Source organism: Micromonospora sp. NPDC004540 (genome assembly GCF_040610095.1).
Lineage (GTDB): Bacteria > Actinomycetota > Actinomycetes > Mycobacteriales > Micromonosporaceae > Micromonospora.
The window spans coordinates 32,526-47,576 of sequence record NZ_JBEXLR010000024.1 but is presented as its reverse complement, the minus strand read 5'-3'; the positions used below and the strand labels follow the sequence as shown (position 1 = coordinate 47,576).

Below are 15,051 nucleotides of genomic sequence, written 5' to 3'. Positions count from 1 at the left end.
ATGGCCCGGGCACGGATCGCGGCGCTCCTCCTCGCGCTCGGCGTACTGGCCGGGGCCACCATCGGCTGGCCGCTGGTCGGGGCGACACCCGCGTACGCCGCCGCGCCGGCCGCCCAGGCCCGGGCCGAGCTGTGCAGCACCAAGGAGTGGCAGACCGACTTCCGCGCCTGCGTGGCCAAGCTCAAGGCGGTCAGCGAGGACCAGGTCGAGTGCCGCAACGCGCCGGTGCCCGGCGCGCCGGACTCGGGCCTGGCCGGCTGGTTCGCCTCCCGCCCCGACTCCGCCAAGCAGCCCGGCCCCAAGGGCCTCTACAGCGACTACGGCTACGCCGGGTACAGCTACACGACGTACGACGTCGACGGCGGCTGCGCCTCCTCGGTGCTGCATCCGGACTACCGGTTCACCACAATGGTGGCGAACGGCGAGTTCATGTTCGCCAACGCGATTATCGGGGCGTCCAACGCGCTGCGCGAGCGCGCCTGGGACCCGCGGACGATGTGGCGCTGGGCGGACCCGCTGGTGGAGCAGGCCACCAAGGCCGTCTACCAGAAGGTGTTCAGCGTCTTCGGCATCATCACCATCTGCGTGGTCGGCCTCTACCTGCTCTGGCGGTCGCGCCAGTCGGACATGAGCAACGCCATGACCACGGCCGGCTGGGCGATCCTCGTGATGGTGGCGGTGACCGCCCTGGCCGCCTGGCCGGTCAAGTCGGCGAACATCGCCGACAACACCCTGATCACCACCCTGGGCGTGGTGCACGACGCCGTCGGCCCGGCATCCAAGGACACGCCGCCGGGCCAGTGCGACGACCCGAACCCGGCGGCGTGCAAGGACCACCGGCCCCCGGCCGTGCGCGCCAGCGATACCGCGACCGAGACGATGCTCTACCGGAACTGGCTGCGCGGTGTGCTCGGCTCGGCCGACAGCGAAACCGCCAAGAAGTACGGCCCGGCCCTCTACGACGCCAAGTCCCTCTCCTGGGAGGAGGCCGAGAAGCTCCGGCAGAACCCGGCGACGCGCGAGGCCACCATCAAGGCCAAGCAGCAGCAGTGGGCCCGGGTGGCCGAGCAGATCAAGTCGGAGGACCCGGAGGCGTACGAGTACCTCCAGGGCGTCCGGGACATGGACCGGATCGGCGCCGGCTTCATCGCGGTGCTGGCCTCCCTGCTTTTCGCCATGTTCGACCTGACCGCCTCGCTGCTGGTGCTGCTCGGCTTCCTGATCTTCCGCTGGGCGGTGATCGCCGCGCCGATCCTGGGCACGGTCGGGCTGATGCGCCCGGCCAGCGCCGGGCTTCGGCGGCTGGCGAACGCCGTCGTCGCCGCGGTGTTCAACATCGCCATCTTCGGCACCGGCGCGGCCATCTACCTGTTCGCGGTGGATCTCATCATGAACACCCCCACCCTGCCCGGCTGGCTCCAGGTGGTGCTGGTCTGGCTCTGCGGCGTGGTGGGCTGGCTGCTGCTCCGCCCCTACCGGCGGATCACGCAACTCGGCGGCAAGGACAGCAGCGAGGCGGTCAGCTCGGCTGGCTCCTGGCACCGGCGGTTCTTCCGGGACATGCGGGTCGCGGCCCGCCTCGACGTGGCCGAGCCGGGTGGCACCGCCGAGCCGGCCATGGGCCGACGGCGCGCCGTGACGGCCGACCAGCGCAGCCTCCGGCCGGAGGCCCGGCACGAGGACCCGGCGCACACCGTCACGGTGGTCGAACGGGAGCGGCCCGACGGGCGGGAGCAGCCCGAGGAGGCCCCGCCGGCCGAGCGGCGGTCGAGCCGCGCCGCCGCACCCCGGCCACGCCGCTCGCCGGCAAACTGGACCGGACCCGACGTGCCGCCCGAGGAAGCGCCCTCGTACGCCGTCTACCGGCCGGACTCGGCCGACCGCGCTCCGGCACCGAAGCCGGCGCCGCGGGTCCGCTCCGAGGCACGGTGAGACCGGTGCGGCGGGCGCTGGAATTCCTGGTCACTCGGGTACTGCGGTCCCGGCTCGGCGTCGCGCTGGCGATCGCCGTCCTGGTCTTCGGCGTGATCGGCGCGGCCCGGCTGGTCTCCGGCCCGGTCGACTCGACCACCGGCCTGAGCACCCGCCCGAGCCAGCCGATCAGCACGGTGGACCCGCACGCCGGTGACGACGGGGTGCTGTCGAGTCCGCCGGCGGCGGTCTCCCCGAAGACCCGACCGGGCGAGGCCACCCCGGAGCAGACGGCGAGCCGGTTCACCACCGCCTGGCTGACCGGCCCGGGCAGCAGCGGCGAGGCGTGGCTTTCGCGCCTGCGGCCGCTCTCCACGCCCGCGCTCATCGAGAAGATGACCGGCGCGGACCCGGAGACCGTGCCCGCCCACCGGATGACCGGCGCGGTGACCCTCCGGCCCCGGACGGAGTCCTTCGTGGAGGCGCTGGTGCCGCTCGACGACGGGCGGCTCCGGCTGGAACTGGTGGCTACGGACGGTTTGTGGCTGGTGGACGCGGTCGACTGGGAGCGGCAGTGAGCGCCGCGTCCGGCGTCGCCGCGCCGGTCCGCCGCAAGCTGCGGGTTGGCGTGCTGGTCACCGCGGTCACCACGGTGCTCACCCTGCTCTGCTGCGTCGGTGGCGCGGGCGCGTTCCTCCTCACCGAGCTCGGCGGCGACCAGAAGGACGGCGTGCTCGCTGGCCTGAACTGTGACCCGGCCTACCAGGTCGACCTCACCGGGGACATGCCACGCTTCACCGACTACGGCGACGACCAGCTTCGCAACGCCGCCGTCATCATCAAGGTCGGCCAGGACATGAAGGTGCCCGCCCGCGGCTGGGTGATCGCGCTGTCCACCGCGATGCAGGAGTCCGCGCTGCGCAACCTGGCCAACAGCACCGTGCCGGCCTCGCTGGCCCTGCCGCACGAGGGCGTCGGCGCAGACCACGACTCGCTGGGCCTGTTCCAGCAGCGGCCGGGGTGGGGCAGCGTCCAGCAGCGGATGACCCCGTCGTACGCGGCCCGGAAGTTCTACGAGAAGATGATCAAGGTGCGGAGCTGGCAGCAGCGGCCGCTGACCGTGGTGGCGCAGCGGGTGCAGGTCAGCGCCTTCCCGGACGCCTACGCCAAGCACGAGGACGTGGCCGGCCGGATCGTGGATGCGCTCGCCGGCGGGGCCGCCCGGACCGTCGAGATCGCCGGCAAGGCGGTCTGCGACGCCGCCGCCGGGACCCGGATCGCCGCCTCCGGCTGGACCGCGCCGCTGCCCGGCGGCGTGGTCTCCGGCTTCCGCACCACCGAGCGGCCCAGCCACAACGGGGTCGACCTCGCCGCCGACAAGGAGACCCCGATCCACGCCGCATCCGCCGGCCGGGTGCTGGTGGCCCGCTGCGATCCCGACCACTCCGGCCGGCGGGACTGCGACCGCGACGGCTGGCCCGACAAGGGCGGCTGCGGCTGGTTCGTGGACATCCTGCACGCCGGCGGCTACATCACCCGGTACTGCCACATGGTCCACCGACCGAAGGTCGTGCCGGGGCAGATGGTGGAGGCGGGCCAGCTGATCGGGCTCTCCGGGAGCAGCGGCAACTCCTCCGGCCCGCACCTGCACTTCGAGGTGCACGTGGACAGCGACCGGTCCAGCCGGGGTGCCGTCAACCCGGTGCCGTTCATGCGCGAGCGGGGCGCCCCGGTGGACGGGACCGCGTGAGGCGCACCGACAGATGAGCAACCCGCTGCCCGACCCCTTCGCGGACCGGCCCGACTGGGCACCGCTGCCACCCCGCCCGGTCGAGATCGTCCCGGCCACCGGCCGGATCGAGTTGCGCGGCCGCCGCGTGCTGGTCGGCCTGCCCGGCCTCGGTTGGCGTGGTGACCTGCGCGCCGACGAGCGGGTGGTGCAGGGCAGCCGGACCTACGTGCCGGTCATCCCGGAGCACGAGTGGTACCGCGCCGAGTCCGAGCAGGTGGAGGTCTTCGCGCCGCTGGTGCCGATGGAGCGCGTCTGGGTGGAGACCGTGGGTGAGCGGCGGTCGAGTGTTGGCCCGCCCGAGTCGGGCATCCGCCTGGTCTCGCTCGACGCCCCGACCCGGCGCCCGCCCACCCCGGTCTTCGAGGCCGACTCGGTCACCGGCCGGCGGGTGGTGCACGTGAGCGGCGCGACCGAGCACCGCGACCTGCGCGCGGTCACCGAGACCTACTCCGGCGCGGACGGGGACATCTGCGTGCGGGTGGCACCGGAGCTGGAGTGGTACCGCTGGGCCTGGCGCGGCCAGGCACCGACCACCATGGAGGTACCGGTGCACCTTCTCTGGCTGGAGTGAGCCAGGTCAGCTGACCTTGCTGCCGCCGCAGACACGCCAGCCGTCCCGCTCCACTACGCGGAACTGCCAGTCCTCGCGACGGCTACTGCGGATCTGCCCGTCCGCCGAGCCGGAGATGGTCAACGTGGTCGTCACCGACTCACCGTCGTCGCTCTTCGCCCTGTTGAGCGGTCCCCAGGAGACCCGAACCACGACATTGAAGTTGGCCTCGCGCTGCTCCACTTCTGCGCGGAGAGCGCGGACCGCGTCGAGATCGGTGCCGGACGTGCAGGCGAACTCCTGCGCCTTCGTGTCGTTGCGGTCCACCAGCAACGCCCGGAGGTAGTTGTCCACCACCACGTCGGGCGCGCTGCGGTCGGGGGCGGTGGCCCGGTCGTACAGCACGAAGCCGACGACACCGCCACCGGCACAGAGCAGCGCCAGCACCCCGGCGACCACGGCGAGAACGGTCCGCAGCCGCCGCTTCGGGCGTACCGGCGCCGGAGCGGGCGCGGGCGGCGCCAACTGCTCGGGCGGGGTCCGCTGCGCCGGTACGCGGGAGACCTGGGAACCGGCGGGGGGCTGCACTGATTCCACCTCCTGAGGCTATCGGCTGCGCGCCGCGTACCCAATGCCTCAGAACTGGCGGATCGTGGCGAACCGCCGGGGCCGCCCGGCGGGTGAGGCTGCTCACCGCCGGACCGGGCACCGCGCCGACCGACATCCCGGAGGACGGCCCCCGGCTGGGATACCGTCACAGCCGGGGAGGACATGTCGGCCTCGGGAAGAGAGGTGGACGGGTGGCGAGTCCGAAGGCGCGCGCCGGCCGGGCCGCCGCGCTGCACCGCAGGGCCGAGGCCACCGCGACCGCGGCGGCCGGGATCCTCGACGAGATCCGGCCCGCGCCCGCCGACCACCACCGGCAGTACGAGCTGGCCGAGCGGCTCCGGGCCGCGGCGACGCTCGCCGCGCCGGGTTGGGCCGGCGACCCGCTGGAGACGCTGGCCCCGACGACTCCACCCGGGGACGGCCCGCCCGCCTTCGTCCGGGTCGGCACCGCCGCGCCGCTGGACGACGCCCGGTTCCCAACGCTGGTGCCGCTGCTCGGCAGTGGACATCTGAGTGTCGACGCCGACGCGGGTGACCCGCGGGTGGCCGGGCTGCTCCGGGCGCTGGTGCTGCGGCTGTTCGCGGCCAGCCCGGCCGGCGCCCTGCTGGCCCGCGCGGTCGACGGCGGCCCGGACGCCACCTTCGCCGGTTACGCGGCGCTCGCCGACGCCGGCCTGCTGCCGCCGCCCGCCACCGACCTGGCCGGGCTCCGGGCGGTTCTGGCCGAGGCCGAGCAGTGGGTGGCCGCTGCCACCGCCCGCCAGCGCGGGCACGACCGCACGCTGCTGCTGGTGGTGGCCGCCCTGCCGGAGGGGGCCACACCGTCCGATCTCGACCGGCTCGCCGAGCTGGCCGCCCAGGGTCCCCGGGCCGGGCTGCACCTGGTGGTGGCCGGCTGGCCCGCCGAGGCACCACTGCCGCAGGCCACCCCGCTCGCGGTGCGCACCGCGTACGCGCTGGTGGGTGACCCGCCCGCCGCCGGGTTCAGCAGCCCCGGGGCCGAACCGCCGGGCGGGCTGAACTCCCCGGTCTTCCTCGACGAGGATCCGCCCGGGGAACTGGTCGCCGGGGTGTGCCGGCGGTTGGTGCGGCAGATCGAGGACGGCTCCCGCCTCGCCCTCGGCGACCTGCTGCCGCAGGGCGAGCTCTGGGCGGAGAGTTCGGTCGACGGGCTCACCACGACGGTCGGTGACGCCGCCGGCCGGCCGGTCAGCCTGGGCTTCACCGAGCTGACCCCGCACTGGCTGGTCAGCGGCCGCTCGCAGGCCGGGCGGTCGGCGTTCCTCACCGACGCGCTCTTCGGCCTGGCCGCCCGCTACGGCCCGGACGAGCTGGTCCTCTATCTGGCCGACCTGGCCGACGGCGAGTCCTTCGTGGAGTTCCTCCAGACCGAGCGCGACCGGTCCTGGGTGCCGCAGGTCCGGGCCGCCGGAATGGCCGCCGACCGCGAGTACGTGGCGGACCTGCTCGGCGAGTTGGAGGCCGAACTGCGCCGCCGGGAGGAGGCGGCCCGGCGGGCCGGCGGGCAGCGCTACGCCGAGCTGCGCCAGCACCAGTCGCTGCCCCGGATCGTCTGCGTGATCGACAACTTCCCGCTCCTGCTACGCGAGCGGGACCGGCTCGCCGCCGACCTGCTGGCCCGGCTGGACGGGCTGTCCCGCGCCGCCCGCTCGTACGGGATCCATCTGGTCCTGGCCGGCGAGGGCGACCTCGGCATCGGCGGCCCGCGCGACCCGCTGCTCGGCCAGTTCCCGGTCCGGGTGGCGCTGCCGGGCGGCGCCGCCGTGCTGGAGCCGACCAACGACGCGGCGGCCGGCCTGCCGGTGGGCAGCGCGGTGGTGAACACCGCCGGCGGGCTGGGCGGCCCGCGCGGCGCGACCCGGGGCCACGAGCGGATGATCCGGTTCCCCGACCCGCACGAGGATCCGGCGGTCCTCGCCGACCTGCGGCACCGGCTCTGGTCGGCCCGGCCCGAGGGGGCCACCCCGCCGGTGGTCTTCGCCGGGTTCGCCCGCCCGCTGCTCGCCAACGACCCGCGGCACCGGGCCGCGCTGGCCGGCCGGGCGCACGCGCCGGCCGCGCTGCTCGGTCGGGCGGTGGACGTCCGGCGCTCCACGGTGGCCGTACCGCTCGGTCCGGCCGCCGGTCGGAACCTGGCCGTGCTGGGCCGGGACGAGGAGGCCGAGCGGCTGCTGGTCACGGCCGTCCGCAGCGCGGCGGCGGCGCATCCCGGCGCGGGGCGGTTCCTGCTGGCGCCGCTGGCCAACGGGTCGGCCGAGCCGGCCGGCGTGCTCGCCGCCGAGCTGGCCGGGCGGCACCGGGTGGAGATCGTCGACGTGACCGGGCTGCGGGCGGCGATGGTGGCGGACGAGCCGGGCTATCTCGTGGTGTTCGGGTTGGACGTGCCGGACGCGACCGAGCTGCCGCCCGACCTGTTGCGCGCGCTGCTGCTGGAGGGGCCGCCCGCCGGCCGGCACCTGCTCGGCTGGTGGCGCACGGTGGCGCCGCTGGCCGGGCTGCTCGGCCCGGAGGGCGAGGTGGACAAGCTCACCGCCGTGGTGGTCACCGACGTGCCCGGCGGCCGGCTGGAGCAGCTCTTCGACCGGCCGGTGCTCTGGCGACCCCGCCCGGGCCGGGCGGTGCTCTGGGACGGCCCCGGCGAGCAGGGCACGGTGCTGGTCCCGTTCGGCCAGGAGGAGGCACCTTGAGCGAGACCGGCACGGCGGTGCCCGCGCCCCGGTCCGGCGGCCCGACGGTCGACGTGGATCCGGCCGGGGCGGCCTGGGCGGACTACGTGGCCGCCGCCCGCCAGCTCGACGGCGTACGCCGGGCCGCGGCGACCGCCGCGAGCGAGCAGGCCCGGTCGGTGGCGGCGGCCCGGGAGGAGCTGACCGCGGTCCGCGAACGGCTCGCCCCGCAGCAGTCGCGGCTGCGGGAGCTGGGCGTGCCGGCGATCTCGCTGCTGCCGACGCCCCCCGAGGTGACCGAGGCGGCCCGACCGATGGCGGCCGGACCGGCGGCCGTGCTGACCGCCCTGCGGACCGCCCGTGGCTGGGCGGACTCGGCGGACGACAGCCTCGCCGCGCGCGGCCTGCCCCGGCTGGCCCGCTGGCCGGCGCGGCCCCGCAACCTGCTGGTCTACGGGCCGCTGGCGCTGCTGGTGCCGCTGGTCCAGCTCGTGCTCTTCCTGGCTACCGGCACCGGCCCGGTGAGCGTGCTCGCGCTGGTGGTGGGGCTGCCGCTGCCGGCGGTCGCCTTCATGCTGGGCTGGCTCGCGGTGGGTCGGCTGTTCCGGCCGCGCCCGGAGGACCGGGTGGACCGGACGCCCCGCTTCGGCGCGCTGGTCTGCCTGGTCCCAGCGGTGCTGACCACGGCCGGCCTGCTGCTGGCCATGCTCTCCGGCTGAGCCGGGAAACGGCCGACCCCGGACACGGCACAGGGCCCTTCCTGGGGGAAGGGCCCTGTTACCGATGTGGTCAGCGCGGGATGATCAGCGACATCGCCTCGGCCCGCGACTTGGCGTCGTGCTGGAGGGTGCCCCGGACGGCCGAGGTGATGGTCTTGGCCCCGGACTTCTGGATGCCACGCATCGCCATGCACATGTGCTCGCACTCGAGCACCACCACGACGCCGCGCGGCGCCAGCTTGGCCATCAGCAGGTCGGCGATCTGCGAGGTGAGCCGCTCCTGCACCTGGGGGCGCCGGGCGAACACCTCGACCAGCCGGGCCAGCTTGGACAGGCCGGTGATCCGGCCGTCCGGCCCGGGGATGTAGCCGATGTGCGCGCTGCCCCGGAACGGCAGCAGGTGGTGCTCGCAGAGGCTCATCACATCGATGTCCCGGACGAGCACGAGCTCCTCGTGGTTGGCCTCGAAGGTGGTGCTGAGCACCTGCGCCGGGTCGACCCGCAGGCCGGCGAAGAGCTCGGCGTACGCGCGGGCGACCCGGGCCGGCGTCTGCTGGAGGCCGTCCCGGTCCGGGTCCTCACCGACGGCGACCAGGATCTCCCGGACCGCCTTCTCGATGCGGGCCAGGTCGACGCTCTCCTCCACGGGCCGGCCGGTCAGCTTGCCGCTGATCAGGCGCGCGGCGACGTAGTCGAGCGCGTCGTCCCCGTCGGGCTCGGTAGCGGAGACGGCCAGCTCCCGGTCGTGGGAGCTGGCCGTCGGGTCGCTGCTCAGTGGGTACCGTCCGAGTTGCTCGAGGGGGACCCGCCGACCGAGGCACCGTCGGCCTGCGCCTGCGCCTTCAGGGCGTCCTTCTCGGCCGGGGTGAGCACGGGCGGCTCGGTGGAGGGCTGACGCTTGCCGAAGCCGTGGTAGGGAGCCATCGGCGGGCGCTTCGCCACCCGGGCGCAGATCCGGGCCATGTCGGCCGTGGAGAGGGTCTCCTTCTCCATCAGCTCGAGCACGATGTTGTCCAGGACGTCCCGGTATTCCACCAGGATCTCCCAGGCCTCGTCGTGCGCCAGCTCGATCAGTGCCCGCATCTCGCCGTCGATCTCGGCGGCCACCGCGTCCGAGTAGTCCCGCTCGTGGCCCATGTTGCGGCCGAGGAACGGCTCGTCGCCGCTGGTGCCGTACTTGATCGCGCCGAGCTTGGAGCTCATGCCGTACTGGGTGATCATCGCGCGGGCCAGCTGGGTGGCCTTCTCGATGTCGTTGCCGGCGCCGGTGGTGGGCTCGTGGAAGACCAGCTCCTCGGCGGCCCGGCCACCCAGCGCGTACGCCAGGGTGTCGATCATCTCGGCCCGGGTCTGGGTGTACTTGTCCTCGGTCGGCAGGACCAGGGTGTGGCCCAGCGACCGGCCCCGGGACAGGATGGTCACCTTGTGCACCGGCGCGGCGTGCGGCAGCGCCCAGGCGACCAGCGCGTGCCCACCCTCGTGGTACGCGGTGATCTTCTTCTCCTGGTCGCTCATCACCCGGGTCCGCCGCTGCGGACCGGCGATCACCCGGTCGATCGACTCCTCCAGGGAGTCGTTGGTGATCGCCCGCTGGTCCTTGCGGGCGGTGAGCAGCGCGGACTCGTTGATCACGTTGGCCAGGTCGGCGCCGCTGAAGCCGGGGGTCCGCCGGGCGACCGAGTCGAGGTCGACGTCGGGCGTGAACGGCTTGCCCTTGGCGTGCACCCGCAGGATGGCCTTGCGGCCCTCCATGTCGGGGGCGTCGACCGGGATCTGCCGGTCGAAGCGGCCCGGGCGCAGCAGCGCCGGGTCGAGGATGTCGGGCCGGTTGGTGGCGGCGATCAGGATGACCCCGCCCTTGGTGTCGAAGCCGTCCATCTCGACCAGCAGCTGGTTGAGGGTCTGCTCCCGCTCGTCGTGGCCGCCGCCCATGCCGGCGCCGCGGTGCCGGCCGACCGCGTCGATCTCGTCGACGAAGACGATCGCCGGCGCGTTCGACTTGGCCTGCTCGAAGAGGTCGCGGACCCGGCTGGCGCCGACACCGACGAACATCTCCACGAAGTCGGAGCCGGAGATGGAGTAGAACGGCACGCCGGCCTCGCCGGCGACCGCGCGGGCCAGCAGGGTCTTACCGGTGCCGGGCGGGCCGAAGAGCAGCACGCCCTTGGGGATCTTGGCGCCGAGGGCCTGGTACTTCGCCGGGTTCTGCAGGAAGTCCTTGATCTCGTGCAGTTCCTCGACGGCCTCGTCCGCCCCGGCCACGTCCGCGAAGGTGGTCTTCGGCGTGTCCTTGGTGATCATCTTCGCCTTGGACTTGCCGAAGTTGAGCACCCGCGAGCCGCCGCCCTGCATCTGCGACATGAAGAACAGCAGCAGGAGCACGAGCAGCGCGATGGGCAGCAGGTTGACCAGCAGGCTCACCCAGATGCTGTCCGAGGAGACCTTGGTGTCGGCCGGGCCGGTGATCCGGTTCTCCGACTTGGCCTTGAGAACGTCGTTCCAGACCTGGCTGCCCACCTCGTAGGGGAACTGGGCCTCGATCCGGTCGGTGGTGGTGTCGCCGAACTTCGTCTTCGTGGCCAGGTCGAGCTGGAGCGTCTGCTCCTTGTCCTGGAAGACCGCCTTGTTGATCTTTGCGGTGTGGAGCTGGTCGAGCGCCACCGACGTGTCCACGCGGTGGTAGCTGGGGCCAGCCGTGAAAAGTTGACTGAGCACAACGGCGCCGAGGATGACCAGGATGATCCAGACCACCGGTCGGCGGAAGAAACGCGTACGTTCCATGCTGTTGTCGGGCATCGAGACGCCCGCATCCTCCTGATCGACGTCCTGACCGTCTGAATGGTGTCGCCGCGTCGGGCGGCGGCCGTAGCCGCCGTGCGGGCCGGCCCCGACCCCGAGGCGCCCCAACTGCTGCGCCGCGGTCATTCGACGGTACACCGTTCGTGCCAGATGTGAGCTTGCGAGCCCGGCACTTACGCGTACGGCGAACCCGGGTTTGAGCCGGCGTGGCGGGGAGCTCCCCACCCGGCCACCCGAACGCCCGGTCACGCGGTTCGAGGGGTCGGGCGTGGAGGGTGCCTCCACGTCACCGGCCCCTACCGTAGACCGGAAGGCTGAGAGCCCGCTGAATGTCGGCTGACGACCGGCGGGGCGCCGGGGTCAGGCCCGGGCGTAGACCTCGGGCTTGAGCACACCCACGTAGGGCACCTCGCGGTAGCGCTCGCCGAAGTCGAGGCCGTAGCCGACCACGAACTCGGTCGGGATGTCGAAGCCGACGTACTTCACCGGCACCGGCACCTTGACCGCGTCCGGCTTGCGGAACAGGGCGACCACCTCGACGCTCGCCGCGGAGCGCGACTCCAGGTAGCGCAGCAGCCAGGAGAGGGTCAGGCCGGAGTCGACGATGTCCTCGACGACCACCACGTGCCGGCCGGCGATGTCGCGGTCCAGGTCCTTGAGGATCCGCACCACCCCGGAGGAGGTGGTGCCCTGGCCGTACGAGGAGACGGCCATGAACTCCAGCTCGGCGGGCGGGCCCTGGCGGCCCAGCGCGCGGGCGAAGTCGGCCATGAACATGACCGCGCCCTTGAGCACGCAGACGAGCAGGAGACCGTCCTCGACGTGGGCGTAGTCCGCCGAGACCTGCTTGGCCAGTTCCGCGGTCTTCTCGCGGATCTGCGCCTCAGAGATGATCACGTGGTCGATGTCGGCGTCGTACCAGGAGCCGTCAGCCATGCTCCTAGCCTGCCGTACGCCGGATGGCCTCCGTCGGCGGGGCCGCCCCTTTTGGCGCGGTCCCGCCGGGGATTAACGGCGCAGATGGAGCAAATCACCTCAGCAGGTGCGGGAGCGCCAGCGCCGCCCGTCGTCGGTCGGCTTCCAGTCGGCCGAGTCCCGGGTGTCGGCGGTCAGCCCGAAGGCGCTGGCGCCCACGAGGAGGAGCAGGAAGAGCAGGAGCAGCAGAACGGTCATGGCGGCGCTCACTTTCGCGTGGTTGATGTGGTTTTCGCCGCCGGTGCGCACCGGACACCATCAAGTTTGCGACCCGCCGTACCCTTCGGACAGTGGCAGGAATGCCAGTGGGCCTCGATTTCCTGCCACCTGTCGGGTTACCCTCGTCACATGCTTCGCACCGTCGCCGTCATCGCCCTCGAAGAGGTCGCCGCGTTCGAACTCGGTGTCGTCGCCGAGGTGTTCGGCACCGACCGCACGGCCGACGGCTTCCCCGGCTACCGGTTCGACGTCTGCACCGCCGACGGAGGGCCGGTCCGCAGCCGCTCCGGGTTCCTGCTCACCCCGACCGCCGACCTGACCGCGGTCGAGGACGCCGACCTGGTGGCCGTGCCCGCCCACGGCGACGGCACCACGCCGGTCCCCGAGCCGGTGCTGGCCGCGCTGCGCCGGGCCGCCGACCGGGGCGCCTGGCTGCTCAGCGTCTGCTCCGGCGCGTTCGTGCTCGGCGAGGCGGGCCTGCTCGACGGGCGCGACTGCACCACCCACTGGCGGCACGTCGACGATCTCCAGGAGCGGTTCCCGGCGGCCCGGGTGCACTGCAACTCGCTCTACGTGCAGGACGGGCGGCTGCTCACCAGCGCCGGCACCGCCGCCGGGATCGACGCCTGCCTGCACCTGGTCCGCCAGGAGCACGGCTCGGCCACGGCCACCCGGCTGGCCCGGCGGATGGTCGTCCCGCCGCACCGCGACGGCGGCCAGTCCCAGTACGTCGAGGCGCCCATCCCCAAGGCGCCCGAGGCGCCCACCCTGGAGCCGGTGCTGGAGTGGCTCATGGGACACCTGGACCGGACGGTGACCGTGGACGAGTTGGCCGCCCGGGCCGGGATGGCGCCGCGCACCTTCGCCCGCCGGTTCCGTGCCGAGACCGGCACCACCCCCCACGACTGGCTGACCAACCAGCGGGTGCTGCTGGCCCGGCGGCTGCTGGAGGAGACCCGGCTGAGCGTGGAGAACGTCGCCGACCAGGCCGGGTTCGGTGACGCGGCGGCGCTGCGGCACCACTTCACCCGCCGGGTCGGCACCACCCCGCACGCCTACCGGACGACCTTCCGGGAGCGGGTCGACGCCTGATCACCAGCCCAGCATCGCGCCGTCGACCCGGGACTCCGACCCGGCCACGTAGCCTCCGTCGGGCGACCGCCAGATCGCCTGGCCGTAGCCGAAGACCGACGGCTCGGCCGCGACGGTGATCTCGTGGCCGCGTGCCCGCAACCCCGCGACCAGCGCCGGGTCGAGGTCCGGCTCGACCAGCAGCGTGCGCCCGGCGTGCCAGTACCAGCGGGGGGTGTCCAGGGCCGTCTGCGGGTCGCGCCCCGCGTCGAGGGTGGCCGAGACGAGCTGCACGTGGCCCTGCGGCTGCATGTGCCCGCCCATCACCCCGAACGGGCCGACCGGCGCCCCGTCCCGGGTCAGGAAGCCCGGAATGATCGTGTGATACGGCCGCTTCGCCGGCCCCACCACGTTCGGGTGGTCCGGGTCGAGGCGGAAGCCCAGGCCGCGGTTCTGCAGCGCGAAGCCGTGCCCGGGGACCACCACGTGCGAGCCGAACGCCAGATAGGTCGACTGGATCAGGCTGACCATCATGCCGCCGGCGTCGGCCGTGCAGAGATAGACGGTGCCGCCGCGCTCCGGGTCGCCCGCCACCGGATCGCCCGCCCGCCCGGTGACCAGCGCCCGCCGGGCCGCCGCGTAGCCCGGGTCGAGCAGCGCCGCCGTCGGCACCTCGGCGCGGTCCGGGTCGGCCACGTGGGCGTGCGCGTCGGCGAAGCCGAGCTTCACCGCCTCGATCTGCCAGTGCAGCCGCTCCTCCGGCGACAGCGCGGCCAGGTCCACCCCGTCGAGCACCTGGAGCGCCAGCAGCGCGGCGATGCCCTGCCCGTTGGGCGGCAACTCCCACACCTCGTGCCCCCGGTAGCGCACCGAGACCGGGTCGACCCAGGCCGAGGCGTGCCGGGCCAGGTCGTCGCCGGTGAGAAAGCCCCCCGTCCGGGCCGCGTGGTCGTCGATCGCCGCCGCGATCCGCCCCCGGTAGAAGTCCGCCGCGCCGCTCTCCGCGATCCGCCGCAACGTGCCGGCCCCATCCGGATTGCGCCACCACTCCCCCGGGCGCGGCGCCCGGCCGTCCACGGTGAACACCCGGCGGAACTCGGCGTACTCGGCCCCGGCCAGCCCGTCGTGCGCGGCGACCCCGCGTGCCCAAGTGGCGGCCGTGCCCGGGGCCACCGGACAGCCGTGCTCGGCGTAGCCGATGGCGTCGGCGAACAGGTCGGCGAAGGGCAACGAGCCGAACCGCTCGTGCAGGTCCCGCCAGCCGGCCGGTGCGCCCGGCACGGTCACCGGCAGCCAGCCCCGGGCCGGCACGGTCGGCCCCGAGCCCTGCGCCCCGCCGAGCGCGTCGACCGGCGCGGCGCCGCGTCCGCCCGTCGCGGCCAGCACCAGCTCCCGGGTGAGCGCCGCCGGGGAGCGGCCGGAGGCGTTCAACCCGTGCAGCCGCTCGCCGTCCCAGACGATCGCGAACAGGTCGCCGCCGATGTCGTTCGAGGGCGGCTGCAACACGGTCAGGGCGATCGCGGTGGCCAGCGCCGCGTCGACGGCGTTGCCGCCGCGCCGCAGCACGGCCAGGCCCGCGGCCGCCGCGAGCGGCTGGCTGGTCGCGACGGCACCGTGGGGGGCCAACAGCGGCTGTCGGGGGTACGCCATGCGCCCTGTCTACCGCCTCCGGCGGCTCCCGGCGACCCCCTCCACCGTCCCGCCCGCCCGGACACCGCC

General features: G+C 74.0%; 13 protein-coding genes. 7 read left to right on the top strand and 6 right to left on the bottom strand.

Features of this window, described 5'->3' with window-relative positions; translation table 11 throughout:
* Genes ABZV78_RS11425 through ABZV78_RS11410 form a run of 4 tightly spaced genes read left to right on the top strand, consistent with a single transcriptional unit; the run spans position 1 to position 4,274 of the window.
* Positions 1 to 1,932 carry an MFS transporter gene (locus ABZV78_RS11425; protein WP_355637650.1) on the top strand — a complete coding sequence of 644 codons (1,932 nt, stop codon included), beginning with the start codon at positions 1 to 3 and terminating at the stop codon, positions 1,930 to 1,932.
* The gene (locus ABZV78_RS11420; protein ID WP_355637648.1) at positions 1,929 to 2,489 is read left to right on the top strand and encodes a hypothetical protein; all 561 of its coding nucleotides are present in this window, start codon (positions 1,929 to 1,931) and stop codon (positions 2,487 to 2,489) included. Before ABZV78_RS11425 ends, ABZV78_RS11420 begins: the two co-directional genes overlap by 4 nt.
* Positions 2,486 to 3,661 (top strand): M23 family metallopeptidase, encoded by a 1,176-nt coding sequence (locus ABZV78_RS11415; protein ID WP_355637646.1) that lies wholly within the window; start codon positions 2,486 to 2,488, stop codon positions 3,659 to 3,661. The genes ABZV78_RS11420 and ABZV78_RS11415 overlap by 4 nt, the downstream gene beginning before the upstream one ends.
* A gap of 13 nt (positions 3,662 to 3,674) precedes the next feature.
* Positions 3,675 to 4,274 (top strand): hypothetical protein, encoded by a 600-nt coding sequence (locus tag ABZV78_RS11410; protein WP_355637644.1) that lies wholly within the window; start codon positions 3,675 to 3,677, stop codon positions 4,272 to 4,274.
* A 6-nt stretch (positions 4,275 to 4,280) separates the two neighbouring features.
* Here the strand turns inward: ABZV78_RS11410 and ABZV78_RS11405 are convergent, their stop codons facing one another.
* Positions 4,281 to 4,841, bottom strand: coding sequence for a hypothetical protein (locus tag ABZV78_RS11405; protein ID WP_355637681.1), 561 nt, complete (start codon positions 4,839 to 4,841; stop codon positions 4,281 to 4,283).
* A gap of 212 nt (positions 4,842 to 5,053) precedes the next feature.
* Here ABZV78_RS11405 and ABZV78_RS11400 point away from each other — a divergent pair, with 212 nt between their 5' ends.
* Together ABZV78_RS11400 and ABZV78_RS11395 are read left to right on the top strand one after the other, a co-directional pair.
* Positions 5,054 to 7,570 carry an FtsK/SpoIIIE domain-containing protein gene (locus ABZV78_RS11400; RefSeq protein WP_355637642.1) on the top strand — a complete coding sequence of 839 codons (2,517 nt, stop codon included), beginning with the start codon at positions 5,054 to 5,056 and terminating at the stop codon, positions 7,568 to 7,570.
* A 17-nt stretch (positions 7,571 to 7,587) separates the two neighbouring features.
* On the top strand, positions 7,588 to 8,268 hold the full coding sequence (locus ABZV78_RS11395; RefSeq protein ID WP_355637679.1) for a hypothetical protein: 681 nt from the start codon (positions 7,588 to 7,590) through the stop codon (positions 8,266 to 8,268).
* Positions 8,269 to 8,338: 70 nt separating this feature from the next.
* Here the strand turns inward: ABZV78_RS11395 and folE are convergent, their stop codons facing one another.
* From folE to ABZV78_RS11375, 4 genes are all read right to left on the bottom strand, one after another.
* Positions 8,339 to 9,004: a GTP cyclohydrolase I FolE gene (folE, locus tag ABZV78_RS11390; RefSeq protein WP_355637677.1), complete on the bottom strand. Its 666-nt coding sequence runs from the start codon at positions 9,002 to 9,004 to the stop codon at positions 8,339 to 8,341.
* Between the two features lie 35 nt (positions 9,005 to 9,039).
* Positions 9,040 to 11,049, bottom strand: a complete 2,010-nt coding sequence (gene ftsH, locus ABZV78_RS11385) for an ATP-dependent zinc metalloprotease FtsH (RefSeq protein ID WP_355637640.1) — start codon at positions 11,047 to 11,049, stop codon at positions 9,040 to 9,042.
* Positions 11,050 to 11,427: 378 nt separating this feature from the next.
* Positions 11,428 to 12,003, bottom strand: coding sequence for a hypoxanthine phosphoribosyltransferase (gene hpt, locus ABZV78_RS11380; protein ID WP_091267002.1), 576 nt, complete (start codon positions 12,001 to 12,003; stop codon positions 11,428 to 11,430).
* A gap of 99 nt (positions 12,004 to 12,102) precedes the next feature.
* Positions 12,103 to 12,240: a hypothetical protein gene (locus ABZV78_RS11375; RefSeq protein ID WP_192579893.1), complete on the bottom strand. Its 138-nt coding sequence runs from the start codon at positions 12,238 to 12,240 to the stop codon at positions 12,103 to 12,105.
* A 150-nt stretch (positions 12,241 to 12,390) separates the two neighbouring features.
* Here ABZV78_RS11375 and ABZV78_RS11370 point away from each other — a divergent pair, with 150 nt between their 5' ends.
* Complete coding sequence (locus tag ABZV78_RS11370) at positions 12,391 to 13,353, top strand: helix-turn-helix domain-containing protein (protein ID WP_355637638.1); 963 nt, start codon at positions 12,391 to 12,393, stop codon at positions 13,351 to 13,353.
* Here the strand turns inward: ABZV78_RS11370 and ABZV78_RS11365 are convergent, their stop codons facing one another.
* Positions 13,354 to 14,982, bottom strand: coding sequence for a gamma-glutamyltransferase family protein (locus ABZV78_RS11365; protein ID WP_355637636.1), 1,629 nt, complete (start codon positions 14,980 to 14,982; stop codon positions 13,354 to 13,356).
* Positions 14,983 to 15,051: the final 69 nt, after the last annotated feature.